This is a genomic window from Bradyrhizobium lablabi, assembly GCF_001440475.1.
GTDB classification, from domain to species: domain Bacteria; phylum Pseudomonadota; class Alphaproteobacteria; order Rhizobiales; family Xanthobacteraceae; genus Bradyrhizobium; species Bradyrhizobium lablabi.
Map to the genome: position 1 here is coordinate 126177 of NZ_LLYB01000094.1, position 26757 is coordinate 152933.

General features: G+C 63.7%; 22 protein-coding genes and 1 tRNA gene. 15 read left to right on the forward strand and 8 right to left on the reverse strand.

What is annotated here, in order from left to right:
* The first annotated feature begins 111 nt into the window (after window positions 1-111).
* A complete protein-coding gene (locus tag CQ14_RS27675) occupies window positions 112-603 on the forward strand; it encodes a peptidoglycan-binding protein (RefSeq protein WP_057861056.1) in 492 nt (163 codons plus the stop codon).
* A gap of 317 nt (window positions 604-920) precedes the next feature.
* Window positions 921-1205, forward strand: coding sequence for a hypothetical protein (locus CQ14_RS43935; protein WP_156435491.1), 285 nt, complete (start codon window positions 921-923; stop codon window positions 1203-1205).
* Here the strand turns inward: CQ14_RS43935 and CQ14_RS27680 are convergent.
* Window positions 1176-1250 (reverse strand) — tRNA-Val (locus tag CQ14_RS27680). The genes CQ14_RS43935 and CQ14_RS27680 overlap by 30 nt on opposite strands.
* A 137-nt stretch (window positions 1251-1387) precedes the next feature.
* A complete protein-coding gene (gene cpdR / locus CQ14_RS27685) occupies window positions 1388-1747 on the reverse strand; it encodes a cell cycle two-component system response regulator CpdR (RefSeq protein WP_027539837.1) in 360 nt (119 codons plus the stop codon).
* Window positions 1748-2078: 331 nt separating this feature from the next.
* On the opposite strand from cpdR, the gene CQ14_RS27690 reads away from it, so the two are divergent.
* The 5 genes from CQ14_RS27690 (at window position 2079) to CQ14_RS27710 (ending at window position 6962) form a co-directional block, all read left to right on the forward strand.
* Window positions 2079-2966: an N-formylglutamate amidohydrolase gene (locus CQ14_RS27690; protein ID WP_057860983.1), complete on the forward strand. Its 888-nt coding sequence runs from the start codon at window positions 2079-2081 to the stop codon at window positions 2964-2966.
* Window positions 2967-3467: 501 nt separating this feature from the next.
* On the forward strand, window positions 3468-4247 hold the full coding sequence (gene hisN / locus CQ14_RS27695) for a histidinol-phosphatase (protein WP_057860984.1): 780 nt from the start codon (window positions 3468-3470) through the stop codon (window positions 4245-4247).
* A gap of 22 nt (window positions 4248-4269) precedes the next feature.
* On the forward strand, window positions 4270-4797 hold the full coding sequence (locus CQ14_RS27700; protein WP_057860985.1) for an isochorismatase family protein: 528 nt from the start codon (window positions 4270-4272) through the stop codon (window positions 4795-4797).
* Window positions 4798-4899: 102 nt separating this feature from the next.
* Window positions 4900-5880, forward strand: a complete 981-nt coding sequence (locus tag CQ14_RS27705) for a Bug family tripartite tricarboxylate transporter substrate binding protein (RefSeq protein ID WP_057860986.1) — start codon at window positions 4900-4902, stop codon at window positions 5878-5880.
* A 116-nt stretch (window positions 5881-5996) separates the two neighbouring features.
* Window positions 5997-6962 carry a Bug family tripartite tricarboxylate transporter substrate binding protein gene (locus CQ14_RS27710; protein WP_057860987.1) on the forward strand — a complete coding sequence of 322 codons (966 nt, stop codon included), beginning with the start codon at window positions 5997-5999 and terminating at the stop codon, window positions 6960-6962.
* Window positions 6963-6979: 17 nt separating this feature from the next.
* On the opposite strand, the gene CQ14_RS27715 is transcribed toward CQ14_RS27710, so the two are convergent.
* A complete protein-coding gene (locus CQ14_RS27715; RefSeq protein WP_057860988.1) occupies window positions 6980-7630 on the reverse strand; it encodes a glutathione S-transferase family protein in 651 nt (216 codons plus the stop codon).
* Between the two features lie 18 nt (window positions 7631-7648).
* Window positions 7649-8542 carry a LysR family transcriptional regulator gene (locus CQ14_RS27720; RefSeq protein ID WP_057860989.1) on the reverse strand — a complete coding sequence of 298 codons (894 nt, stop codon included), beginning with the start codon at window positions 8540-8542 and terminating at the stop codon, window positions 7649-7651.
* Between the two features lie 235 nt (window positions 8543-8777).
* Between CQ14_RS27720 and CQ14_RS27725 the strand changes: the two genes are divergently transcribed.
* Window positions 8778-9530 carry a sulfite exporter TauE/SafE family protein gene (locus CQ14_RS27725; protein WP_057860990.1) on the forward strand — a complete coding sequence of 251 codons (753 nt, stop codon included), beginning with the start codon at window positions 8778-8780 and terminating at the stop codon, window positions 9528-9530.
* Window positions 9531-9601: 71 nt separating this feature from the next.
* On the opposite strand, the gene CQ14_RS27730 is transcribed toward CQ14_RS27725, so the two are convergent.
* Complete coding sequence (locus CQ14_RS27730; protein WP_057860991.1) at window positions 9602-10261, reverse strand: LysE family translocator; 660 nt, start codon at window positions 10259-10261, stop codon at window positions 9602-9604.
* Window positions 10262-10436: 175 nt separating this feature from the next.
* On the opposite strand from CQ14_RS27730, the gene CQ14_RS27735 reads away from it, so the two are divergent.
* Window positions 10437-12251 carry an adenylate/guanylate cyclase domain-containing protein gene (locus CQ14_RS27735; RefSeq protein WP_057860992.1) on the forward strand — a complete coding sequence of 605 codons (1815 nt, stop codon included), beginning with the start codon at window positions 10437-10439 and terminating at the stop codon, window positions 12249-12251.
* Between the two features lie 153 nt (window positions 12252-12404).
* Window positions 12405-13073, forward strand: a complete 669-nt coding sequence (locus CQ14_RS27740; RefSeq protein ID WP_057860993.1) for a hypothetical protein — start codon at window positions 12405-12407, stop codon at window positions 13071-13073.
* A 109-nt stretch (window positions 13074-13182) separates the two neighbouring features.
* On the opposite strand, the gene CQ14_RS27745 is transcribed toward CQ14_RS27740, so the two are convergent.
* Entirely contained in the window at window positions 13183-14130 is a 948-nt protein-coding gene (locus CQ14_RS27745; protein ID WP_057860994.1) for an alpha/beta fold hydrolase, read from the reverse strand.
* A gap of 250 nt (window positions 14131-14380) precedes the next feature.
* Here CQ14_RS27745 and CQ14_RS27750 point away from each other — a divergent pair, with 250 nt between their 5' ends.
* Together CQ14_RS27750 and CQ14_RS27755 are read left to right on the forward strand one after the other, a co-directional pair.
* Complete coding sequence (locus tag CQ14_RS27750; RefSeq protein ID WP_057860995.1) at window positions 14381-14848, forward strand: Hsp20 family protein; 468 nt, start codon at window positions 14381-14383, stop codon at window positions 14846-14848.
* A gap of 248 nt (window positions 14849-15096) precedes the next feature.
* Entirely contained in the window at window positions 15097-15873 is a 777-nt protein-coding gene (locus tag CQ14_RS27755) for an alpha/beta fold hydrolase (protein WP_057860996.1), read from the forward strand.
* Between the two features lie 148 nt (window positions 15874-16021).
* Here the strand turns inward: CQ14_RS27755 and CQ14_RS27760 are convergent, their stop codons facing one another.
* Window positions 16022-16753, reverse strand: coding sequence for a hypothetical protein (locus tag CQ14_RS27760; protein ID WP_057860997.1), 732 nt, complete (start codon window positions 16751-16753; stop codon window positions 16022-16024).
* Between the two features lie 480 nt (window positions 16754-17233).
* On the opposite strand from CQ14_RS27760, the gene gltB reads away from it, so the two are divergent.
* Together gltB and CQ14_RS27770 are read left to right on the forward strand one after the other, a co-directional pair.
* A complete protein-coding gene (gene gltB, locus CQ14_RS27765) occupies window positions 17234-21967 on the forward strand; it encodes a glutamate synthase large subunit (RefSeq protein ID WP_057860998.1) in 4734 nt (1577 codons plus the stop codon).
* A gap of 146 nt (window positions 21968-22113) precedes the next feature.
* Window positions 22114-23571, forward strand: coding sequence for a glutamate synthase subunit beta (locus CQ14_RS27770; RefSeq protein WP_057860999.1), 1458 nt, complete (start codon window positions 22114-22116; stop codon window positions 23569-23571).
* A gap of 142 nt (window positions 23572-23713) precedes the next feature.
* On the opposite strand, the gene CQ14_RS27775 is transcribed toward CQ14_RS27770, so the two are convergent.
* On the reverse strand, window positions 23714-25414 hold the full coding sequence (locus CQ14_RS27775; protein ID WP_057861000.1) for an outer membrane beta-barrel protein: 1701 nt from the start codon (window positions 25412-25414) through the stop codon (window positions 23714-23716).
* 196 nt (window positions 25415-25610) lie between these two features.
* On the opposite strand from CQ14_RS27775, the gene CQ14_RS27780 reads away from it, so the two are divergent.
* Window positions 25611-26630, forward strand: coding sequence for a KpsF/GutQ family sugar-phosphate isomerase (locus CQ14_RS27780; protein WP_057861001.1), 1020 nt, complete (start codon window positions 25611-25613; stop codon window positions 26628-26630).
* The last annotated feature ends 127 nt before the right edge of the window (window positions 26631-26757 follow it).

Genomic DNA, 26757 nt, shown 5'->3' on the forward strand with positions numbered 1-26757 from the left:
CCCCGCGACGAAGCGGAGTGGCGCCGTCGGACGTTGATAGTTCAGGACGGCGCGGTGTATCTTTATTTTCTAGATCGAACCATCGGCAGACTTGAGGGCGAAGGAAAGGCCATGCGCGCCTTGATCCTAGCATTGTGCATCCTAGCGATCGTCGACAGCGCGCACTTTGCCAAGGCTGGTCTGAGCAGCACGCCTCGCGAAACATTGGCACCCGCCGAAACGGCAATCGCTACCGATGAAGCGACTCAGGAGGCCGAGGAACAGATCGGCCTCACCAAGGCAAAGCGTCGTGGAGTGCAACGTGGGCTAACCAAGCTCGGGTTCAAGACCAAGGTCAATGGGAAGTTCGACGAATCGACTCGCGCCGTCATCGCACGCTGGCAGGAGGAGCACGGCTACCCTACGACTGGCTTCCTCAACGCTGAACAGCACAAGGTACTAACGGACGCTGCGGCGGAGGCTGGCAAATCTGGCCATCGAGACCGTCGTCGCGCTGGGGGCCGTGCTCGCTATTCGCGTGGTGTCGGCGGTCCAATCGGTGCGATCGGCGGCGCGGTGCACGGCGTTGTGGGGGGTGTGGTGGGCGGACTATTCCGCAGGTGACTCGTCCAACCTCAAGGCAGTTAGTAACACGCCTACGTAGCTTGGCACTTTGTAGGACGGCTGACGATTGACTCGCCAAGGGCAAACTCAGGGCATGCGCGTGGTTGTGGGGCCGGAGGGTGATGTCGGAGACGGGGTCACTAGCGGAAATCCAGACCTCTCCTGCTGTGTGTCTGCTCTCATCCGGAAAGCGAACAGCACGGCGAGGGACATCATCACATCATTGGGTTGATGCCGCGCGGCAATTTTAGAAACTGAAATTTGCTCTCGGCCCCTAACGCAAATTTGGGGCTCTTGGGCGCCGCTAGGCGTTCAACATGAAAACGCGCGACGGCGAGATCCCTCCGGCTTCATCCGCCGCGCGCTGGCTTGATCACTGTGAGGTGGATGATGCCACGCGCCTCGCGCGTGATCTCGATACCAGTGTCCCGGACGCGCACGCTATCCCAGCCCCGCGCGAACTGCCGAAAAACCCAATTCCTGGCTCGGTGTTCCCAAGTTATTCGCCAGCCGTTTTCCGGGAACAAGTGTCGGGGAAGCAGCCGGCTAAATCATTGATTTTAATTGGAAGATGGTGGGCACGACAGGGATCGAACCTGTGACCCCTACCATGTCAAGGTAGTGCTCTCCCGCTGAGCTACGTGCCCTAGAATGGAACGACCAGTCGTCATCCCGCTCCAGCTTTATTCGTATTGGGTGGGGTCCGTATATCGGCTCCAAAGCGCCCCCGCAAGGACGCTTGGAAGTAATTTCTGAGGTGATTTCGCGCGAAATGGTCGCCGAATCAGGCCGCCAGCATCTTGTTCACTTCGCTGACCAATTCGCGGAGGTGAACCGGCTTGGCCAGCACCTTGGCGTTCTTGGGCGCCTCCGAATCGGAATTGAGCGCCACGGCCGCAAAGCCGGTGATGAACATGATCTTGATGTCGGGGTCGAGTTCCGAGGCGCGGCGCGCCAGCTCGATGCCGTCCATTTCCGGCATCACGATATCGGTCAGCAGCATCTCGAACGGCTCCTCGCGCAGCCGCTGATAGGCCGACATGCCGTTATCGTGGGGCGAGACCTGAAACCCGGCGTTTTCGAGCGCCTTGACCAGAAAGCGGCGCATGTCGTTGTCGTCTTCGGCAAGGAGGATCTTGTGCATGGCGGTCAGTCGTCGAACCCGGCTTGGAGGATCATTCCGCTCACTAAGCCTGACAGAGGGTAAATTTCGGGTGAAAGGTAACGGCTTCTTGGCGGTGGCAGGCAGCTCAATTTTCGATTAGCAGCGCGCATCAGGATCGATCAAGGCGGCGCTTTTCGGGCATTTGCGACACCTTCTGAGAGCATGACGGCTTTTTTCGCTTGGCAGAATGATTACGATTACGGACAATGCATCCTTACAAAACCAAAACCCTGCCCTTCACCGGCAGAATCGGTCGCCTCATCGACCGCTGCGGAAGGGAATGCGGACATGCAAGGGACGGCGCCCGACGATGACCCAGTTTGATGGCGAACTGTCGCCTCCGTTCGAGATCGTGGAGCCGGCGAGCTGGCGGGCGCCGATCATCTTCAACTCCCCCCATTCCGGCTCGGTCTATCCCCCGGCATTCCTCAACGCCTCCCGGATCGACCTTGCGGCGCTCCGCCGCTCCGAGGATTCGTTCATGGACGAATTGATCGGCGGCCTCTGCGAGCAGGGTTTTCCGACCGTGCGGGTCAATTTCCCCCGCTCCTATGTCGATGTGAACCGCGAGCCCTATGAGCTCGATCCGCGGATGTTCACCGGGCGCCTGCCGAGCTTCGCCAACACCCGCTCGATGCGGGTCGCCGGCGGTCTCGGTACCATTCCGCGCGTGGTCGGCGACGGACAGGAAATCTATCGCGAGCGGCTTTCGGTCGACGAGGCGCTGGGGCGGATCGAAGCGCTCTACAAGCCCTATCATCGCGCGCTGCGGCGGCTGATCAACAAGGCCCATCAGGCGTTCGGCACCGTGATCCTGGTCGACTGCCATTCGATGCCGTCGGTCGGCGTATCCAGAGACGAGCCGCGGCGGCCCGACATCGTGATCGGCGACCGCTACGGCACCAGTTGCGCCAGCCTCCTGCCCGAAATCGTCGAGCAGATCATGAGCGGTCGCGGCTATTCGATCGGCCGCAACAAGCCCTATGCCGGCGGCTTCATCACCGAGCATTACGGCAACCCGGCCAGCGGCCTGCACACCGTGCAGCTCGAGCTCAACCGCGCGATCTACATGGACGAGCGCCGCCGCGAGCGCAGCCCGCGCTTTGCCCAGGTGGCCGCCGATTTTTCCGCGCTGGCCGACGCGCTGGCGCAGGTGCCGCTCGGCGATCTCGGGCCATTCCAGGCGGCGGCGGAGTAGAGGCTTATCTTCGCCGCGATGATCCGGGATCTCGATATGTCGGACCCCGAAAGAAAAAAGGGCCGCTTGAATGAACAAGCGGCCCAAGTCTAGGGAGGAAACGCCCAAGGAGGGCAGCGATAGCGCGAGGCGCTACCGCACCGCAACAATATGCGACCGCGCTGCACAAAAGGCAAGAGTTTTCGGATCTCTTCCGGTGCAAGCCGGGTCCAGTCTGGCGAATCGGCAACACTGACGGATCCGAAAATTACTACAGTAATATCAAATACTTACGAGTGAAGCGCGGCGAGTTCCGTGTTCACTGCAGTGCTGGTATGCCAAACTCGCAACTTTGTGATGGCCGGGCTAACCAAAAATCCACGCCTAAACGAAGCTAGTTCGAAAGCCGATTCGAAAGCCGGCCCCGAAAGACCGGTGGGAATAACGCCGCGTTGGTCGTGCGCCGCCGCCCGGATTGGGATAGGCAATAGGCCGACATTTCTATTGCGGTAAGGGACAGCCGTGACGGTCATCGATTTCACAGCGTTTATCGGGCGCCTTGCCACGGCTTCGGGCGAGACCATCCTGCCGTTCTTCCGGACCTCGCTCTCGATCGACAACAAGAGCGCAAGCGATTTCGACCCGGTCACCGAGGCCGACCGCGCGGCCGAAGCGGTGATGCGCCGCCTGATCAAGGCGAATTTTCCCCAGCACGGCATCGTCGGCGAGGAGTTCGGCAACGAGCGCGAGGACGCCGACTATGTCTGGGTGCTCGATCCGATCGACGGCACCAAATCCTTCATTGCGGGATTTCCGATCTGGGGCACGCTGATCGCGCTGCTGCACAAGGGCACGCCGGTGTTCGGCATGATGCACCAGCCCTATATCGGCGAGCGCTTTTCCGGCGACAGCGGCTCGGCACATTATTCCGGGCCATCGGGCGAGCGGCGGCTGACCACGCGACGCTGCGCGACGCTGAAGGAAGCCACTTCTTTCACCACCAGTCCGCTTTTGATGAACGCCGCCGACCGCGAGATCTTCAGCCGGGTCGAAAATGCGGTGAGGCTGTCGCGCTATGGCGGCGACTGCTATTCCTACTGCATGCTGGCGGCCGGCCATCTCGACCTCGTGGTCGAGACCGAGCTCAAGCCCTACGACATCGCGGCCCTGATCCCGATCGTCACCGGCGCCGGTGGCATCGTCACCAACTGGGAAGGCAAGCCCGCCCAGAGCGGCGGCCGCATCGTCGCCGCTGGCGACGCCCGCGTGCATGAGGCCACGCTGAAACTGCTCAACAGCTAGGGACACAGCCGCGCAGAGCCCGATGGATGCATTGATCGTCGTCGATATGCAGGTCGGGCTCCTTAACGGTGAGCCGAAGCACGATCTGAACGGCGTCATCGAGCGAATCAACCTGCTCGCCGCAAAGGTCCGCGAACGGTCAGGCACGGTGATCTTCGTCCAGCACTGCAGCGGCACGGAAGACGATTTCGTGCCTGAAACGCCGGGCTGGGCGCTTCTGCCAGCGCTTCATCGGACGCCGGCCGATATTGTCATTCGCAAGATCTTGAACGATCCCTTCGTCGGCACCGACCTCGCGGCGCGCCTGAAGGAAATGGCGCCCGAGCGCGTCTTTATCACGGGATGGGCAACCGATCTTTGCGTCGATGCAACCGTCCGGTCAGCCGTCTCACATCATCACAACGTCGTGGTGGTGACCGATGGCCATACCCTGAACGACCGGCCTCACCTCGACGCCGCGAGCGTCGTCCGTCACCACCACTGGGTCTGGAGCAATCTGATCACGCAGCGGTCAGTCCGGCTCGCGCGTACGGACGAACTCCTGTTTTGAAGCGGCTTGCGCCCGCTGCAACCGACAGGACCTTGCATCGCGCGATTCATTGCGTACGATGCCAGCCAACGCGCACGACAGATGCGCCATCGGGGAGCATTTATGAGATTGCCGGGCAAGCTGTTTGCTGGACTGACGCTGCTATTGTCGCTTGTATTGATGCCAGTCTTGGCCTCGGCGCAGGATTTCCCCGCAAAACCGATCAAGCTGATCGTGCCGTTCCCGGCCGGCGGCCCCAACGACATCATCGCGCGCGTGATCGGCCAGCGCATGTCCGAAATTGCAAAACAGCCGGTGCTGATCGACAACCGCGGCGGCCAGGGCGGCGTGCTCGGCACCGACGCGGTCGCGAAAGCCCCGCCCGACGGCTACACCATCGCCATCTCGAGCGCGGGCGCGCTGGCCATCAGCCCGAGCATGGAAAAGGTCGCCTACGACACGCTGAAGGATTTTGCGCCGGTGACGCTGGTCGCTACCGTGCCGGAGATGCTGGTGGTCGCGACCAACGTCCCCGCCAAGGACATGAAAGAACTGATCGCACTCGCCAAGGCGGAGCCGGGCAAACTGAATTTCGCCTCTTCCGGTCCCGGTAGCCTGCCGCATCTGGCGGGCGAATTGTTCAAGCTGACGGCCAATATCGACATCGTGCACGTGCCCTACCGCGGCGCCGCGCCGGCGGTGAACGACCTGCTGGGACAGCAGGTGCAGATGACCTTTCTCGACCTGCCGGTGCTGCTGCCGCAGGTCAAGGCCGGCGCCTTGCGGCCGATCGCGGTCGGCGCGCCCGAGCGGGCGCCGACGGCGCCGGAGGTACCGACCACCGCCGAGGCCGGCATGCCCGGCATGATCATCGAGAACTGGTACGGCATGGTGGCGCCCGCCGCCACGCCACCGGCGATCATAGCTAGCCTGCACAAGATCACGACCGAAGCGATGGCCGACCCGACCGTGAAGGAAAAGCTCGCGGCCCAGGGCGCAACGCTGGTCGGCAACTCGCCGGAACATTTCCGAGGCTTTATCGACAGCGAAACCAAGAAGTGGACGAAGGTGATCAAGGACGCGGGAGTCGTGACGACGAAGTGAGCACTACGACACGGACAACGCATCCCTGACGATGGCTGCACTGAAGACTGAATAGCCGGAACATCTGGCACGAAACGTCGTGCCGGCCCGGCCACGACAAGTGACCGGAGGCTTCCATGAAGACTCTTCGCGTGCTTCTCACCGTTGTGTCCGTGCTGCTGCCGGCCGCAGCGGCCGCGCAGGATTTCCCCGCAAAACCGATCAAGCTGATCGTGCCGTTCCCGCCCGGCGGGCCCAACGACATCATCGCGCGCGTGGTCGGCCAGCGCATGTCGGAGATCGCAAAACAGCCGGTGGTGATCGACAATCGCGGCGGCCAGGCCGGCGTGCTCGGCACCGATGCGATCGCCAAGGCCGCCCCCGATGGCTACACGATCGGTATCGTGAGCGCGAGCGCGCTGGTCATCAACCCGACGATGGAAAAGGTGCCGTACGACGTGGCGAAAGATTTCGCACCCGTCACGCTGGTGACGACGGTGCCGGAAATGCTTGTCGTCGCCAGCAACGTGCCCGCCGGCGACATGAAGGAGCTGATTGCGCTCGCCAAGGCACAGCCCGGGAAACTCAATTTCGCATCCGCCGGCGTCGGTGGCATGCCGCATCTTGCCGGCGAACTGCTCAAGCTGACGGCCAGCATCGACATCGTGCATGTGCCCTACCGGGGCGCCGCACCCGCCATCAACGATCTGCTCGGCCAGCAGGTGCAGATGGCGTTCCTCGATCTGCCGGTGCTGTTGCCGCATATCAAGGCCGGCACCCTGCGCCCGATTGCGCTCGGCGCGCCAAAACGCGCCCCCACCTCGCCCGACGTGCCGACCACCGCGGAGGTCGGCATGCCCGATCTCCTGATCGAAAACTGGTACGGCATGATCGCGCCGGCCGGAACGCCTGAGGCGATCGTCAACACCCTGAACCGCCTCGCCAACGAGGCGATGAACGATCCGCAGGTGAGACAGAAACTTGCCGATCAGGGCCTGACGGTCGCCGGCGACACATCGGGGCATTTCCGCGACTACATCGGAAGCGAGACCAAAAAATGGGCGCGCGTCATCAAGGCCGCCAACCTTGCTTCGGCCAAGTAACGGCCTCGCAAAGCGCGTCAAAAATCAAGCAGGCGTCCGCGCAGCTCGCCGAACGGAATCATGATGTGGGTGCGGAACGCTTCGCGTTCCTGCAAGGAACGGTACCAGCGCTCCACACAGGGCAGCTGCGGTCGCTCGATCTCGAGCTCGTAGTACCGGTATAGCGATGTCCCCGCGGTAATGTCGGCGAGCGACAGCGTGTCGCCGAGCAGGAAAGATCGGCCTTCCAGGAGCCGGTCCAGCTTGCCGAACTGCTTGGCGCACCGCGCGAGCGCGGCATTGATCGCCGGCCAGTTTCGCTTGTCTTCGGGCGTGCGATAGAAGCCCCAGAACACGCCGACCAGAAAATCGGGCTGCAGCGCGGTGTGCGACCAGTCCATCCAGCCGTCGACAGCGGCGCGGACAACAGGATCATCCGACCAGAAGCGTCCGTCACCGTGGCGCGCGGCGAGGTAGCGAAGGATCGCATGCGATTCCCACACCGTTGCGGCATCATCCCGGATCACGGGGATGCGGCCGTGGGGGTTCATCGCGAGGAAATCCGGCGCATCGAGCCCGCCAAACTGCCCTCCGGCATCGATATGTTGATGCGGCAGTTCGAGTTCGCCGATCAGCCACATGACCTTCTGGACGTTGAACGAGCTGCGGCGTCCCCAGACCTTGAGCATGTCAGTCTCCTTCCACCTTCAACGCGGCGCGCATTTGCGTAAGTGCTCGGCCAATTGCTGCGCGGGCCGGGGCAGCGACTTGAAACTGCGGGCACAGATCACGAGCCGTCGGTTGGCCCAGGAATCCCTGATCCTGATCACATTGATCTTCATCGATCGCGCGCAGCGTTTTGCGGCGACCTCAGGCATCACGCCGATTCCGATGCCGGCGGCGACCATCTGGCCGATCGCATCGAAACTGTTCAGCCGCGCGCGAAAGCGCAGACGCGCGCCGAGACGCGCCGCGTGTCCGCTGATATGGGTGTGCAGCGCGATCGAGCTGATCAGGCCGACGAAATCGCGCTGCACCACCTCGCTGAAATCGACCTGCCGCCGGTTCGCCAGCTCGTCGTCCCGCCCGGCAACCAGCACCAGGCGATCTTCGCTGAACGGCATCCGTTCGATATTGTCGGCAAGCGCGTGCTCGGCGGCGAGCCCCAGATCGGCGGAACCGATGACGATAGCGCGAGCGATTTCCGCGCTTTCGCGCTCCTCCACGTCGATCGAAATGTGAGGATGCGCGGCGAGGAAAGCAGCCAGTGCCTTCGGCAGATATTCCGAAAGCCCCGACGTGTTGGCGAGGAAGCGGACGGTGGCCTTTGCGCCGCGGGCAAACGCCGAGAGATCGCCGCGCATTGCCTCTACATTGTGGAGCACGATTCTCGCGTGATCGAGCAGGCTTTCACCGGCCGGCGTCAGCTCGACGCCGCGGCGACCGCGCGTCAACAGCGCAACGCCAAGCGCGTCTTCCAGTCCCTTGATCCGCTCGCTCGCCGAGGCCAGCGCAAGATGAACCTTTGCCGCGCCGTTGGTGATGCTGCGCGTCTCCGCCACTGCAACGAAGAGCTGAAGATCGACCAGATCGAAGCGCATCGGGATTCCTGACGGCGTGAACCGCTTTGAGCCGTCATTGCGAGCGAAGCGACTTGTCCGCCGTGGCTTTAGCGAAGGCGGAAGCAATCCACCTATCCGTTATGCCGCGCAATGGATTGCTTCGTCGCTTCGCTCCTCGCAATGACGGAGGGGGCGCCAGCCTTCGCCTCAGGCGAAGGCTGCCTCCGTAACCTCCAGATTGTGCCGATTACCGCGATAGGTCAATCTCCCCCGCATGTTCGATTCCCTGCTTCTCCTCGTCACTGCCACTTTCCTGCTCGCGGGCTTCGTGAAGGGCGCACTCGGGCTCGGCCTGCCGACGGTGTCGATGGGACTGCTCGTGGTGTCGATGCCGCCGGCCCAGGCGATCGCCATCGTCATCGTGCCGGCGATCGTCACCAACATCTGGCAAACCTTCGGCGGCCCGTACTTGCGCGATATTTTCCGACGGCTATGGCCGTTGCTGGCCGGAACGGCCGCCGGCATCTGGCTGAACGCGGGATCGCTGACCGGCCCCTATGCGCGCTACACCACCATCGCACTCGGCCTGTTGCTGGCGATCAATGCCATCATCGGCCTGTGCAAATTCAATTTCACCGTTGCCCCCCAAAGCGAAAAATGGGTCGGTGGCATCGTCGGGGTGATCACCGGCATGATTTCTGCCGCAACCGGCGTCCAGGTCATTCCATCCGTGCCGTTCCTGCAGGCGATCGGCATGGAGAAGGAAGAACTGATCCAGGCATTGGGCGTGTTCTTCACGGTCGCGACCCTGGCGCTTGGTCTCAACCTCACCGGCGCCGGCCTGCTGACGGCTGCAACCGCCCTGCCCGGCGCGATCGCCATGGCGGCGTCCTTTGCCGGCATGTTTATCGGACAGGCGGTGCGGACACGGCTGCAGCCGGATGTCTTTCGGCACTGGTTCCAGATCGGCATGATTGTGCTCGGCATCTACCTCGCCACCAATGCGCTTGCGAAGTTGATGTCGTAGCTTCTCCGGAAGCCAATGCCGGAAACCCGCTCATTTCTCGTCAGGGAATTCGCCAGACAGGCGACCGGACCTCAGCGCGCCTCCAGCATTGCCACGCGGATGCCGAGATAGACGAACAGCCCACCGAGCGTGCGGTTGATCCAGGCCACCGCGCCGGCCGACTGCCGGATACGCCCGGCGGCCCTGGCCGCGAAGGCGGCGATGCAGAAACACCATAACATGCCGCCGGTGATAAAGATCAGGCCGAGCACCAGGAAGGCCGCCGTCTTGTGGGGAGACTCCGCCGCCACGAATTGCGGCAGGAACGCCAGAAAGAACAGCGCCACCTTGGGATTGAGCACGTTGGTCAGGGCGCCCTGCCAGAACACGCGGGCAAGCGACGTCTCGTTGCCCGCCGAGCCATTGCCTGTAGCTGCCGCTTCCGCCAGCGGGCGCGAGCGCGACAGCAGCATCTGCACACCTGTAAACAACAAATAGGCGGCGCCGGCCCATTTCAGGACAGTAAAGGCGGCGGATGACGCCATTAACAACGCGGACAACCCGATCGCGGCACCGAACACGTGAACGAGGCAGCCGGAGCAGATCCCGATCACCGCGGCCGCCCCGCCGCGCCAACCGAACTGGATGCTGCGGCCGATAATATAGGCCGTGTCCGGCCCCGGAGTGATGTTGAGCAGCAACCCGGAGAGGATAAACAGCCAGAGTTCGTGAATGCCGAGCGCTTCTACCATCGTTAACGGGTTCCCTTGCACTTGAGACCAATGCCAATCCGGAAGGATTGCAGTACTATCATGAGCAAATCAGGCTTCCACCAGATTGCGCATATTTTATAAACATTGGAATCCGTTGGCCGACCGCGTAGTGGTTATCCTGCCAATTCCGGCGCCGTTGGGGATATAAGGGAATATGGAGAGACGCCTGGCAGCTATCGTCTGCGCTGACGTCGCCGGCTATTCCCGAATGATGGGAGCCGACGAAGCGGGGACGCACGCCACGTTCAAGGCCCATCGAAGCGCGATCTATCCGATCATCCTCAATCACGGCGGCCGCCTGGTGAAGAACACCGGCGACGGCTTTCTTCTGGAATTTCCCTCCATCGTTGGCGCCATCGAAGCGGCGGTCGCCATGCAGATGGTGATGGCCGAACGAAACGAACACCTGCCCGCCGATCGCTCGATGCAGTTCCGCATGGGCATCCACATGGGCGATGTGATGGCCGACGAGGACGAGGTGTTCGGCGACGACGTCAACATTGCCGTCCGCCTCGAATCGGTCGCCGCGCCCGGCGGCGTGGCGGTTTCGGGCAAGGCCTGCCATGAGGCCGGCAAGCGCCTCAGCGTCAGCTTCGTCGATGCCGGTCCTTACCGGTTCAAGAACATCGAGGAGCCGATCCATGTCTGGACCTGGCAGCCCGGCAGCACGGATGCCGCCGGCCCCGCGCGCAAGACCGGATCCGAGACATCGGTCACGAACCTGCCCGCCCAGTATCGCACCGCGATCGTGGGCGTGCTCCCATTCGCGAATTTGAGCGAAAGCGGGGACGAGTATTTTTCCGATGGGCTGACCGAGGACCTGATCCACGCGCTCTCGCTGCAATCGTTCTATCGGGTGCTGAGCCGGAACTCGACGTTCCCGTTCAAAGGCAAGAACGTCAGCACGCGGCTGATCGCGCGCGAGATCGATGCCACCTACCTGATCCAGGGCTCGGTGCGCCGCGCCGCGAGCAAGATCCGCGTCACCGCCGAATTGATCGCGCCCGAAACCGGCGAGCAATTGTGGACCGGCCGCTTCGACCGCGATATGGGCGACCTGTTCGCGATGCAGGACGAACTCACCACCAGCCTGTCGGCGGCGATCGCAGCCGAAATCTACCGGGCGGAAGCGTCCGCCCCGCCCCGCTCCTCGTCGAACGACATCACCGCCTGGGATCGTTTCCTCAAGGGGCTGTCCTACTATTATTTGCAGACCAAGGACGACGTCGAAACCTCGATCGGACTGTTCAAGGAAGCCATCACGCTCGATCCGACGCTTTCGATCGCGCGCGCCTATCTCGCCACCGTCCAGGCCCAGGGCATCCAGCTCGGCTGGATCAAGGGCACACGCGTAGTCTGGGATTCCGTGATGAGCCTCGCGGAGAGCAGCGTCCGGCTCGATCCCCGTTCGTCCTTTGCGTTTCAGATTCTCGCCTATGTGCACTCGGCGGAAGGGCATTACGAGGCGGCGATGGATGCCGCCAAGCGGGCGGTCTCACTCAATCCATACGACATGGGCGCCCGCGGCGTGCTTGGGGTGTGTCATCTGGTGTCCGGCGAACACCGGCACGCGATCGAATTGTTTACGATGGCGGCGCAGAGCGGCAGCAACGATCCCCGCTATCAATGGGCGGCCGTGAACGCGTTCAGCCACTATTTGCTCGGACAATATGACGCGTCGCTGTCCTGGGCGCGCGAACAGCTTTATGTGAATCCCAACCATCTCCAGGCGCTGGCGATACGGGCGGCAGCCCTCGCGCAATTGGGACGAACCGCGGAAGCGGTGAGCGCGACCGAGATCTTGCTGAGCAACTATCCAAGCCTGACTGTCGACCGCCACTTGCGGAACTTTCACTGGAAGGTGCCGGCCGACGTCGCCCACTACCGTGACGGCCTCGTGAAAGCCGGCGTCCCCTTCAGCAGACTGACCCTCGTCGAATCCTCTCCGAAGCTTGCCGCCGACTCCTGAGAGTGTAAGGCGGTCAGTTGACACGACGCCGAATTCCGCCAAAACTTGCCCACACGCTGAAGTAGCGCGCCGCCGAATTTCCTTTTCAGAACTGTCATCCGCTCCGCACGGGGGTCAGGCCATTTTCACATTCGGCGCTTAAGGATTTGAACCATGTCGGATCATCCCGTTGCCACCGCCCCGGGCACCGCGCTCGCCGGGCAATTTCCGGTTTCACCCAATAACCCTTGCCCGTTCCTGCGCGCGCTGGTCGCCAACGGCTATGTCGGCGGCGACGTCGTGCCGCTTTCGCAGATCTCCGAAATCGTCGGGGACGCGAGCGGGCAAACCGGCCTTGGTAAAATGAAGGTGCGGATAGCAACCTGGATGGTCGCCGTGATCGCCAACGGCCTCGGGCCGGGGCGTTTATTCAAGAGCGCGACCTCGGGCGCCGTGCTCGATCAACTGCGCGACGGCCCGCTCGACAAGCATGGCGGCGGCTCGCGCATTCTCGATGCCACGGCGAAGGTCCATGAAGAGCAAATCGACCGCCTCGCCAGCTTCGGCAAGGACTGCAAGGATCCTGCAGGGGGCATCGAGACCGGGCTGACGGCGAAGGAGATCGAGACCTTCATGGCGGCCAACATCAAGCGCGACGGCGATGCGGCGCGCTGGTATTTCCCGATCCTGATGAAGGGCGAATGGCCGGTGCTGTTGAAGATCCTCGGCAAGGGCGAAGGTGAGGAGCGCTACCTCAGCGTCGCCGAGGTGAGAACGCTGTTCGTCGAGAGGCGGCTGCCCAAGCGGATCGCGGATCGGCTGCCGAAGCCGGCCTCGCCCTAGACGATCGTCATACGCTGGCTTGACCCGCGTATCCATCGTCCGTGTCAGCGGACACCCCAATTTGCTCGAAGCGGATGGATTGCCGGGTCAAGCCCGGCAATGACATATGTCACTTGAACAGCGGCGTGCCCGGCACGAAGGCGTCGAACGCCGCCCAGAATTGCGCGCGGTAGCGGTCCTGCTCCTGCAGGATCTCGTGCTTGGAGCCTGCGATCACCAGATGCGAGCCGGCGCGCAGGTGATAGGCGAATTCCTCGATCGCGGCCGTTGAAACGATGCTGTCGTTGCTGGCGGCCAGCATCAGGATCGGCTGGCGGATTTCGGACGGATAGTGCATGCCGCGAAAAGTATGCATCGCCCTGAACGCGGTATCGGCCCAGGCCACCGTCGGCGAACCGATGCCCAGCGTCGGGTCTTCTTCCAGGATCGCGGCGTTGCGGGCATAGCGCACGGGATCGCTGGTGAAGGGGTTGTTGATGAAGGATTCCGTTCCGGTCAGCGCATCGCTGCCGCCGGGCACGTAGCGGCCGCCCTGCCCCATCAGCCGCATGGTCCGAAGCAGCGCGCGCGTCGGGAACGAGGTTCGGCGCCCCGGCAGGTCGATCATCGGCGCCGACAGCACCATGCGGTCGAACCAGCGTTTTCCTGCATGCGCGACCCGCAGCATGACCGCGCCGCCCATCGAATGCGCCAGCGCGAAGAAGGGCGGCGGACAATCCGGCAGCACCACCTGCTGCACGAAGGTTTCGACATCGACCTCGAAGTCGGAGAAGTCGCGGACATAGCCCTTGCGCGGATCGCGCAGGCGGCGCGAGGAATGCCCTTGTCCGCGCCAGTCGATCATCGCCACCGCAAAACCGCGGTCGCGCAGATCGCGCACCGTCTCGAAATATTTCTCGATCTGCTCGCTGCGCCCGGTGAAGACGCAAACCGTACCCTTGCGCCCCGCCGGCGGCGCCCAGCGCGCGAACCGCAATTCCGCGCCGTCGGGCGTCTTGATGGTGCCCGAGACGACGTCCTCCGGAACCGGATTGGCGGGGATCGAGACGAGCGTCATGCGAAGCAACCGGCTAGGTGAAAAGGGCTGGAAATCAAGGCAGGGGCGCAAAAAAGGGGCCCGTTTCGCCCCTCTTGAACGTCGTTTCACCCCTCCCATATCACTTCTGTGCAGGCCGCTACCAGTGTTTCGGAACCGAAACCCAAGGCTTCAAACCTTGAGGCTCCAAAAAACTGAGGCTGCACGAGACTACGGCCCGGCCCGATGGCGGGCGGGTAACAGAAACAGTCGCTCAATGGAGGACTACCCTATGCGTACCTACGATCTCACTCCGTTTTATCGTTCCACCGTCGGCTTCGACCGCTTCTTCAACCTGCTGGATCAGGTGACCTCGGACGGCAGCCCCGGTTATCCGCCCTATAACATCGAACGCACCGGCGAGAACGCCTACCGCATCAGCGTTGCGGTCTCCGGCTTCGCGCAAGGCGAGCTTTCGATCGTCGCGAAGGAAAACACGCTGACGATCAAGGGCGAGAAGTCGGCCAACGAGAACGGCAAGGACAAATCCGAAGTGCTTTATCGCGGCATCGCCGCCCGCGCCTTCGAGCGCGTCTTCCAGCTTGCCGATTTCGTGCAGGTGAAGAACGCGTCGCTCGAGAACGGCCTCCTTCACGTCGATCTCGTCCGCGAGATCCCCGAGGCCAAGAAGCCGCGCAGCATTCCGATCAACTCCGGCGCGCAGGCCCCGCAGGTGGTCGACGCTTCCGTCGCCGCGTAAGCAGCCAGAATTTCGGCCGGTATTGGCCGAACGCGAAACGCCCCGGGAAACCGGGGCGTTTTTTTGCGCTCATGACAGAGACGGCGGCGCTGATTAACAGCGAATTTAAATGATGTCCGCCCCTGCAACGACTATTTCACCCCGCGCGCCGGCACTGGTGGCTCCGGGACGCGCAACGTTTGCAGTTCGGCGACGTACTCACTTTCGCACCCGGCACTTCAACAGACATATCAAACCAGGAGAGATCGATGACGAAGTTACAGATCGTTGCGGCGCTCGCCGCCAGTGTGTTTGCAGGCTCGTTCGGCGCACTCGCCACGCCGGCGCAGGCCGCCGCACCGGTCAAGGTGAAAAACGTCGTGCTGGTGCACGGCGCCTGGGCCGACGGATCGAGCTGGTCGGAAGTCATTCCGCGGCTGCAGGCAGCGGGACTTCACGTCACCGCGGTCCAGAATCCGCTGACCTCGCTGGAAGATTCGGTCGCCGCCACGCGCCGCGCGCTGGCGCAGCAGGACGGTCCGACCGTGCTGGTGGCGCATTCCTGGGGCGGCACCGTCATCAGCGAAGTCGGCACCGATCCCAAGGTCACGGGGCTGGTCTATATCGCGGCGCGCGCGCCCGATGCGGGCGAGGATTTCGTCGCGCTGTCGCAGAAATTTCCAGCAGGGCCGGCGCGCGCCGGCGTTCAGGAGCATGACGGCTTCACCAAACTGTCCGAGGACGCGTTCCTGAAATATTTCGCCAATGGCGTCGACCGGAAGACGGCGGAAGTCCTCTACGCCGTGCAGTGGCCGACGGCGGCTTCCATTTTCGCCGGCCGCACCACCGCTGCCGCCTGGCACAGCAAGCCGAGCTGGTACGCGGTGTCGAAGCAGGACTACACCATCAATCCCGACCTCGAGCGCTTCCTGGCCAAGCGCATGAACGCAACGACGGTCGAGTTGGACGCCGGCCACCTGTCATTGGTCTCGCAAGCCGACAAGGTCGCCGACTTGATCCTGGCCGCCGCCGGTCAACACGAATAGCTCCGCCACAATGAAAACGCCCCGGAAAAACCGGGGCGTTTTGGTTCGTAGCCCGGATGGAGCGAAGCGCAATCCGGGGTTCCCTGCGCACGGATAAACTCACCCCGGATTTCGCTGCGCTTCATCCGGGCTACACGCTATGGGAGCTTCACTCCAGCCCCTGTGCGTTCGGCATATCCTGCGTCGGCGCAATCTTCGGGGCGGGCTTGGCCGGAACCGATCCCGTCGTCGTCGGCGAAGCCGCGGCCTGAACCTCGGTCGGCTTCGGCGCGGGTGCCGTGGCCTGCTGCGGCACCGGAGCAGGCTTGGCTGCTGCGATCGGGCTGGCCTTCGGCACCGGCACCGGGCGGCTCGCAACCTTGGGAGCCGGCTTCGGCCGGGGCTCGGCCTGGACCGGCGCCGCCTGGACATGGGCCGGCGGGACCGTCGCACGGGCAAGCGGCGGAGCCGGCGGAATTCCGGGGAGCGCGCTGCGCTCTTCGTAGAAATTGTCACCCATGCCGTAGCCCGGCACGAAGCGGATGATCCGGCCGTTGCGCGCGTCGATCACCAGCCGCCCGCCCTCGCCGCCACGGTCGATCGCCGCGATCGTGTAGACGAAGCCGCGGAGCCTGGGGATACCGAGCGGCGAGAAGCCATTGTCGCGCAGCACGGAATAGACTTCCGTGGATGGCAACAGGCCCGGGCCGGGACCGTAGCCGTAGCGCGGCCCGGGCTCGTAATACGGCCCCGGAGCCGGCTGCGGCGCCACCGCATAGGGGGCTTCGAAGTCCGACGCCGCCCTGTATGGCGAGCGTCCGTCAGGCCCGGGCGCCTGCGCCTGCGCGCCGCCCGCCAGAAGGATCAATCCCGCCGCCAAAGATCCCGTGAACAACTTCATTATTGAAAGCTCCTGTAACCCCACAGCCGCCAGGTCCGGCCGGGAGCATTTCGCTCTCTCGCCTGCCGGCCCGCAGTCGAATTTCGTTACGAAATCCGGCAGTCCTTAGGCCGGATCGGGGCGCGCCGCTGCTGCAAAGCCCTGCGGAGGGCTTTTCCCCGGCCGTGAGCCGCGAATCCGCATGCGGGCGAGGACTTTCACGTGCTTGTGTGATAGATAAAAATTTGGCATGGTCGAAGTTAGGACAGTATCGCTGTCTCAATTGCGGGGCTTTCCCGGCACAGGGATTGCAACGAAACCGTGGCGCCACGAGCGTCAGGGCAGTGCAGGCAAGGCCGTTCCTCAGGGACGTTGAACGCCCAGGCCTGAATTTAAGAAATTGCGGCTCGCGGCGGACGAGCGGTGGCCCGGTGGGTGCCGCAAGCGTCCATGGTGCGCCGACGATGCGGTGAGGCCCTTAGCCTTTGTGAGAGGAATGAAATGAGCGGGTCGGAATTCGAGCGCGAAAATATCGTGGCAGAAGCACTGTCGGCGACCGCGGCTTCGAAACCGGCCGACACTACACGCGAGCATGATTGGCGTCCGCCGGCCGAGGGCCTGTACGACCTCGGCATGGAGAAGGATTCCTGCGGCGTCGGCTTCATCGCCAACATCAAGGGTCGCAAGTCACACCAGATCGTCTCCGACGCGCTCAACATTCTCTGCAACCTCGAGCATCGCGGCGCCGTTGGTGCCGATCCGCGCGCCGGCGACGGCGCCGGCATCCTGGTGCAGATCCCGCACGCGTTCTTTTCGCGCAAGGCCGCCGAGATCGGCTTCAAGCTGCCGGAGCCCGGCCACTACGCAATCGGCGCGCTGTTCATGCCGAAGGAAACGGCGTGGCGGAAGGTGATCCAGAGCATCATCGCCGAACAGATCAAGGAAGAAGGCCTCGTACTGCTCGGCTGGCGCGACGTGCCGTCCGACAACGCTTCGCTCGGCGTCACCGTCAAGCCGACCGAGCCCTACCACATGCAGGTATTCATCGGCCGCAACGGCACGGCGAAGACCGAGGAAGAGTTCGAGCGCAGGCTCTACATCCTGCGCAAGTCGATCTCGCAGGCGATCTATCAGCGCCGCGAGCGCGGGCTGGCCGGCTATTACCCGGTCTCGCTGTCGTGCCGCACCGTGATCTACAAGGGCATGTTCCTCGCCGACCAGCTCGGCAAGTACTATCCCGACCTGCACGAAAAGGATTTCGACAGCGCGCTGGCGCTGGTGCATCAGCGCTTCTCGACCAACACTTTCCCGACCTGGTCGCTGGCGCATCCCTACCGGATGATCGCCCACAACGGCGAAATCAACACGCTGCGCGGCAACGTCAACTGGATGGCGGCGCGGCAGGCTTCCGTGCATTCGGAGCTCTACGGCAAGGACATCAGCCGTCTGTGGCCGATCTCCTATGAGGGCCAGAGCGATACCGCCTGCTTCGACAACGCGCTCGAATTCCTGGTGCAGGGCGGCTACTCGCTGCCGCACGCGGTCATGATGATGATTCCGGAAGCGTGGGCCGGCAATCCCCTGATGGATGAGCAGCGCCGCGCCTTCTACGAATATCATGCCGCGCTGATGGAGCCGTGGGACGGCCCCGCTGCGATCGCCTTCACCGACGGCCGCCAGATCGGCGCGACGCTCGACCGCAACGGCCTGCGTCCGGCACGCTACCTCGTCACCAAGGACGACCGCATCGTGATGGCGTCCGAAATGGGTGTGCTGAAAATCCCCGAGGACCAGATCGTCACCAAGTGGCGGCTGCAGCCCGGCAAGATGCTGCTGGTCGATCTCGAACAGGGACGCTTGATTCCCGACGACGAGATCAAGGCTGATCTCGCCAAGAGCCATCCCTACAGCGACTGGCTGCATCGCACCCAGTTGGTGCTGGAGGAACTGCCGGACGCGCCCGTCAAGGGCATGCGCTCGAACCTGCCGCTGCTCGATCGGCAGCAAACGTTTGGCTATTCGCAGGAAGACATCAGCATCCTGATGACGCCGATGGCGGCGACCGGCGAGGAAGCCGCCGGCTCGATGGGCAACGACACGCCGATCTCGGCGCTGTCGGACCGGCCGAAGCCGCTGTTCACCTACTTCAAGCAGAACTTTGCGCAGGTCACCAACCCGCCGATCGATCCGATCCGCGAGGAACTCGTGATGAGCCTCGTCTCGATCATCGGGCCGCGGCCGAACCTGTTCGACCTGCAGGGCATGGCCTCGACCAAGCGGCTCGAGGTGCGTCAGCCGATCCTGACCGATGCGGACCTGGAAAAGATCCGCTCGATCTCCGAAGTTGCGGACACGCATTTCAAGTCGCGCACGCTCGACACCACCTTCCATGCCGGCTTCGGCGCGGCGGGGATGGAGCAGGTGCTCGACGAACTCTGCGCACGCGCCGAAGGCGCGGTGCGCGAAGGCGTCAACATCATCATTCTGTCCGACCGCATGGCGGGCACGGACCGGATTCCGATTCCCTCGCTGCTCGCCTGCGCCGCCGTGCATCACCATCTGATCCGCACGGGCCTGCGCACCTCGGTCGGCATCGTCGTCGAGTCGGGCGAGCCGCGCGAAGTGCATCATTTTGCGTGCCTGGCCGGCTATGGCGCCGAGGCGATCAATCCCTACCTCGCGTTCGAAACCATCATCGCGATGAAGGATCGCCTGCCGGGCTCGCTCGACGACTATGAAATCATCAAGCGCTACATCAAGTCGATCGGCAAGGGCCTTTTGAAGGTGATGTCCAAGATGGGCATCTCGACCTACCAGTCCTATTGCGGCGCGCAGATCTTTGACGCCGTCGGGCTGAAGGCCGATTTCGTCGCCAAGTATTTTGCCGGGACTCACACCCGCATCGAGGGCGTGGGTCTGGCCGAGATCGCCGAGGAAACCGCGCGCCGCCACACCGACGCGTTCGGCGATGCGCAGGTCTACAAGACCGCGCTCGACGTCGGCGGCGAGTACGCCTACCGCACCCGCGGCGAGGACCATGCCTGGACCGCCGAGTCCGTTTCGACGCTGCAGCATGCCGTGCGCGGCAACTCGCAGGAGCGTTACCGCGCGTTTGCAAAGATCCTCAACGAGCAGTCCGAGCGGCTCTTGACGCTGCGCGGCCTGTTCCGGCTCAAGACCGCCGAGGATGAGAAGCGCAAGCCCGTGAAGCTCGACCAGGTCGAGCCGGCCAGCGAAATCGTCAAGCGCTTCGCCACCGGAGCCATGTCGTTCGGCTCGATCTCGCGCGAGGCGCACACCACGCTCGCGATCGCCATGAACCGGATCGGCGGCAAGTCGAACACCGGCGAAGGCGGCGAAGAGGCCGATCGCTTCAAGCCGATGCCGAACGGCGATTCGATGCGCTCGGCGATCAAGCAGGTCGCCTCGGGCCGCTTCGGCGTGACGACGGAATATCTCGTCAACTCCGACATGATGCAGATCAAGATGGCCCAGGGCGCCAAGCCCGGCGAAGGTGGCCAGTTGCCCGGCCACAAGGTCGACGCGACGATCGCGCGCGTGCGGCATTCGACGCCGGGCGTCGGCCTGATCTCCCCGCCGCCGCATCACGACATCTATTCGATCGAGGATCTGGCGCAGCTGATCTACGACCTCAAGAACGTCAATCCTGAGGGGCAGGTCTCGGTCAAGCTGGTCTCCGAAATCGGCGTCGGCACGGTGGCCGCGGGCGTTGCCAAGGCGCGCGCCGACCACGTCACCATCGCAGGCTTCGAGGGCGGCACCGGCGCCTCTCCCCTCACCTCGATCAAGCACGCAGGTAGCCCATGGGAAATCGGCCTTGCCGAAACCCATCAGACGCTGGTGCGCGAGCGGCTGCGCAGCCGCATCGTGGTCCAGGTCGACGGCGGTTTCCGCACCGGACGTGACGTCGTGATTGGCGCGCTGCTTGGCGCCGACGAATTCGGCTTCGCCACCGCGCCCTTGATCGCGGCCGGCTGCATCATGATGCGCAAGTGCCATCTCAACACCTGCCCGGTCGGGGTCGCGACCCAGGACCCGGTGCTGCGCAAGCGCTTCACCGGCCAGCCCGAGCACGTCATCAACTACTTCTTCTTCGTCGCCGAGGAAGTGCGCGAGATCATGGCGCAGCTCGGCTACAAGAAGTTCGACGAGATGGTCGGCCAGACCCAGATGCTCGACCAGTCCACGCTGGTGGCGCACTGGAAGGCCAAGGGGCTCGATTTCTCAAAGCTCTTCGTCCGTCAGAAGGAGGAGAAGGGCCAGAAGATCTATCACGCCGAGCCCCAGGACCATCATCTGGAGAAGGTGCTGGACCGCCGGCTGATCGAGAAGGCGCAGTCCGCGCTCGACCGCGGCGCGCCGGTGAAGATCGAGGAAGAGATCAACAACACGGACCGTTCCGCCGGCGCGATGCTGTCGGGCCAGGTCGCAAAGATCTACGGCCATGCCGGGTTGCCGCTTGATACCATTCACGTCAGCCTGAAGGGCACGGCCGGACAGGCGTTCGGCGCGTGGCTCGCACGCGGCGTCACCTTCGATCTCGAAGGCGAAGGCAACGACTATGTCGGCAAGGGCCTGTCGGGCGGCCGCATCATCGTCAAGCCGCCGAGGAATTCCGGCATCGTGCCGGAGGAATCCATCATCGTCGGCAACACGGTGATGTATGGCGCGATCGAGGGCGAATGCTATTTCCGCGGCATCGCCGGCGAGCGCTTCGCGGTGCGTAACTCCGGCGCGATCGCGGTCGTCGAAGGCGCCGGCGATCATTGCTGCGAATACATGACCGGCGGCATCGTCGTGGTGCTCGGCAAGACCGGGCGCAACTTCGCGGCCGGCATGTCGGGCGGCGTCGCCTATGTGCTGGACGAGGCCGGCGACTTCGAAAAGCTCTGCAACCTCTCGATGGTCGAACTCGAGCCGGTGCTGTCGGAAGAGCTGATCAACGCCGGCACCTACAATCACTCCGGCGATCTCGAGGCGCATGGCCGGGTCGATGTGTTCGCCAATCTGCTGGAGTCCGATATCGAGCGGCTGCACATCCTGATCACGCGCCATGCCAAGCTGACCGGCTCGAAGAAAGCGGCCGAAATCCTCGCCGACTGGAAGACGTGGCTCCTGAAATTCCGCAAGGTGATGCCGGTGGAATACCGCCGCGCGCTGAAGGAAATGAAGGCGAACGCCGACGCCGAGCCAAAAATCGCGATCGGGGCTTAGTACCACAAGCCCGTCATTGCGAGCGCAGCGAAGCAATCCATCCCTCCGCACGGCAAATATGGATTGCTTAGTCGCTGCGCCCCTCGCAATGACGGAGGAACGACGGAAAACGAATACGAACGAGAGACGCAGGGACGTCAGGTTTAATGGGCAAGATCACAGGTTTTCTGGAAATCGACCGGCATGATCGCAAGTACGCGCCGGTCGCGGATCGCTTGAAGCATTATCGCGAATTCGTCATTCCCCTGAGCGAGAAGGACACCCGCGACCAGGCCGCGCGCTGCATGAACTGCGGCATCCCCTATTGCCACGGCACCGGCTCGGTGGCGCCGGGCACGCCGGGCTGCCCGGTCAACAACCAAATCCCCGACTTCAACGACCTCGTCTATCAGGACAACTGGGAAGAAGCCTCGCGCAACCTGCACTCGACCAACAACTTCCCCGAATTCACCGGCCGCATCTGCCCCGCGCCGTGCGAGGCGTCCTGCACGCTCAACATCGACGACAACCCGGTCACCATCAAGACCATCGAATGCGCCATCGTCGACCGCGCCTGGGACAATGGCTGGCTGAAGCCTGAGATTGCGCCCGCCAAGACCGGCAAGAAGGTCGCGATCGTCGGCTCCGGCCCCGCAGGCCTTGCGGCCGCGCAGCAGCTCGCGCGCGCCGGCCATGACGTCCATGTCTACGAGAAGTTCGCCAAGGCCGGCGGCCTGCTCCGCTACGGCATCCCCGACTTCAAGATGGAAAAGCACGTCATCGACCGCCGCGTGGCGCAGATGGAAGCCGAGGGCGTGACGTTCCATTACGGCGTCCATGTCGGCGGCACCTCGGAAGGCGCGATCGATCCGCGCGAACTGCTCGCCCAGTATGACGCCGTGGCGCTGACCGGCGGCGCCGAAGCCGGCCGCGATCTGCCGATCCCCGGGCGCGAACTCGACGGCATCCACTTTGCGATGGACTTCCTGCCGCAGCAGAACCGCCGCGTTTCCTCCGAGCCGCTCGGCGCAGCCAAGGATATCCTTGCCGGCGGCAAGCATGTCGTCGTGATCGGCGGCGGCGACACCGGTTCGGACTGCATCGGCACCTCGTTCCGGCAGGGCGCGGCGTCAGTGACGCAGCTCGAGATCATGCCGGCGCCGCCCGAGCACGAGAACAAGGGCGTGACCTGGCCGAACTGGCCGTTGAAGATGCGGACCTCGTCGAGCCAGGCCGAAGGCGCCGTGCGCGAATTCGCCGTGCTGACGCAGAAATTCTCCGGCGTGGACGGCAAGGTGCAGAAGCTGCATTGCGTCAAGGTCGACGACAAGTTCAAACCGCTGCCCGGCACCGAATTTGAACTCGATGCGCAGCTCGTGCTGCTCGCCATGGGCTTCGTGCACCCCGTGCACGAAGGCATGTTGAAGACGCTAGGCGTCGACCTCGACCAGCGCGGCAACGTTCGCGCCAACCTGACCGACTACAAGACCTCGCTGCCCAACGTCTTCTCCGCCGGCGACATGCGCCGCGGCCAGTCGCTGGTGGTGTGGGCGATCCGCGAGGGCCGCCTGTGCGCGCGGGCGATCGATCAGTATCTGATGGGCTCGACGACGCTGCCGCGGTAAGTCCGTCTCTTCCCACACAGCTGTCATGCCCCGCGAAAGCGGGTGATCCAGTATTCCAGAGACTTCTCAGAGAATCGGACGGGCCGCGGCGTACTGGATGCCCCACCTTCGCGGGGCATGACGAAGGGTTTGCGTACGACCGTCAGTTCTGCACCCTCACGCCCAGCATCACCACCGTCGATGCGGTGCTGTTCCCCGGCAGGTTCGAATCCAGCCAGTCCCGTCGTAGCGTGCCGCGGAGCCAGAGGTTGCGGTTCATCTTGTAGAGGGCTTCGCCCGACAGCGTGTAGATCTTGTCGCGCCTTGGATTGCCCTGATAATCGAGCGAGCCCCAGGTGAACTTGCCGATCGCAGTCAGCCAGCGGCGGAAGTCGTGGTCAACTTCGACGGTGTAGATGTGCGTCAGCACGCCCGATGTGCCCGGCAGCGTGGTCTCGGTGATCGTGGTGTCGGAATAGAATCTCGCCGTCGTCAGCGGCGTCGCGGTCCACACCAGCGAGGATGAGACAAGCAGCCCTTCCAGGCGATTGAGCCGGGGATCGACATAGTCGCGCGCGGCGTAGCCGACGGCGATTTCACCGGTCAATAGCCGCGAGAATTCGAAGCTGGTGCCGCCCTTGACGTAGCCGCCCGAGGAATCGCGCGCAAATCCGGAACGATCGAGCTTGACGTCATGCACGCGGCTGTCGCCCTGCACCTCCACGAACGGCTTGATGCCCGGCTTCAAATCATAGCTGACGCGGCCGATGCCGCCATACTGGTTGAAGTTGCGGTCGTCGTTGGTGGTCGACGTGCCATCGGTAAGTCTTGAGTTCGTGTAATCGGTGCGGTCGACGGTGGCGCCGGCGGAAACCTGCAGGCGATTGAAGGTCTGGTCGACGCCGGTGGTCGTGCCCACCGTGGTGTAGATCGGATACTTGGCCATGCCGGCCTGCACGTTCGGGCTGCCGGGATTGTCGGTCGAGAGGAACAAGCGGCCCTGCGCCATCAGCCGCGTGTCGCGGCTGACATCGAGCCGGCCGTCGACATGGCCGATGAAATTCGGCCGGTCGATGTCGAGCGGCGCCGACAGCGGCGTGCCGTCGGCGTTCGGCGTGAGAGAGCTGCCGTAGCCGGTGAAGGAGCCGCGGAGATCGGCGACCAGCGCGTGGCGCTCCCAGTCGGACACCGCCAGAAATTCCGGCGCGATCACGTAAAATGGCTTGGCTTGCGCGGGGACGAGCCGGCCCGGATTGGTGTCATAGCCGCCTGACAATTCGACCGCGGATTTGATCAGGAAACTGCCGGCGTAATCGCCGACCGCGCCGAACGGATCGTCGTCGATCCTGAGCCGTTTGCGCGGCGGCTGCCCCACCACCGTGCCCGCCATGGCCGGCGCAAGGCGCGTCTTGTTGGCGGATTCCGAGGGCGGGATCGAGAGCCGCAGCGGCGTGTTCGACGCAATCGGCGGCGGTGGACTGCCGGGGCCGACCGGCGGCTTCGGCCTCGCCTGCGCCGGATAGTATTTCGGTTTCTTGCGCTTGCGGTTGAGTGAGTCGTAGCCGGAATCGGCGGCGCCGCTCGCAGCCGGCAGACCGTATTTCGGGATCTGCCCGATCCGGGACGGCGCGCGCTTCTCATCGTCCTGCAGCTTCGGGCTGGCGAGCGGATCGTTCACCTCTGCCGAAGTGCGGCGCAGCGGCGAATCCGGCGACGTCACCTGGCTGGCGCGCCTTGAGCTGAACAGGTCCGGCGTGACGGTTTGCGCTTGCGCCGCGGTTCCCGAGAGCGCGATCAGCGCAAGGCACGGCAAGGCAGCGCGGAGAACGCGCGCGCGGTTGTTCCGGCCCGTTGCTGCCCCCACCCTCACGATGGAATATACTCCAACAAAAACAGACACTTAATAGACGCATTCCGCGGGGCACGCGGAACACGTCGTTAATGGAGTTAAAACAATTATGGTTAATGAGCCGTTGAGGGCCCCGCCGCGCGCGTCGCATCGCCGGACGGGCCATGCTATGGAGGGCTTTGGGGCGAGGCCCCTCCTCCCTGGAACAGACATGGCTCATTCGAATCCGCTGATGGCAAAATCATCCGGCACCGACTCCGTTGACTCCGCCGTTCAGTCGGCCTTGCGCACGCTCGATGCCGAGGGCAGCGGCATCGCCGCGCTCACGGCGGCGCTGCAATCCGATCTCCGCGCCCCCTTCACCGCCGCCGCCGACCTGATCCGCAACGCCAAGGGGCGGCTGATCGTCACCGGGCTCGGCAAATCAGGCCATATCGGCCGCAAGATCGCCGCGACCTTTGCCTCCACCGGCACGCCCGCGTTCTTCGTTCATGCCGCCGAAGCCAGCCACGGCGACCTCGGCATGATCACCGCCGACGACGTTATCCTGGCGCTGTCCTGGTCCGGCGAACAGCCGGAGATGAAGAATCTGATCAGTTATGCCGCGCGGTTCCGGATTTCCGTGATCGCGATGACGGCGGAGCGGGAAGCGACGCTCGCCAAGGCGGCCGACATCGCGCTGACCCTGCCGAAGGCGCGCGAGGCCTGTCCGCACAACCTCGCGCCGACCACCTCCTCGCTGATGATGCTCGCGCTCGGCGATACGCTGGCGATCGCGCTCCTGGAAGGCCGCGGCTTCACCTCGACCGATTTCAGCGTGCTGCATCCCGGCGGCAAGCTGGGTGCGATGCTGAAATATACCCGCGATCTCATGCATTCCGGCGACGCGGTGCCGCTGAAACCGCTCGGCACAAAAATGTCCGAGGCGCTGGTCGAGATGACCTCGAAGGGCTTTGGCTGTGTCGGCATCGTCGATGCGCGCGGAATCATTGTCGGCATCGTCACCGACGGCGATTTGCGCCGCCACATGGGGATGGGGCCCGATCTGATGACGGCCACCGTCGACGAGGTGATGACGAAGAATCCCAAGACGATCGACCGCGACGTTCTGGCCGGCGAGGCGCTGGAGATTCTCAATTCGTCAAAAATCACGACGTTGATCGTGACGGATGCCAGCAAGCCCGTCGGCATCGTGCATCTGCACGATTTCCTGCGCGCGGGCGTGGCGTAGTTCGACGGTCTCGCAGGGTGGGCAAAGCGCGGCGTGCCCACCGCAACCCGGCGCAACGCAGATGGTGGGCACGCTGCGCTTTGCCCACCCTTGTAATAGCGCAATCGGCTATCGTTGGTCTGTTCCG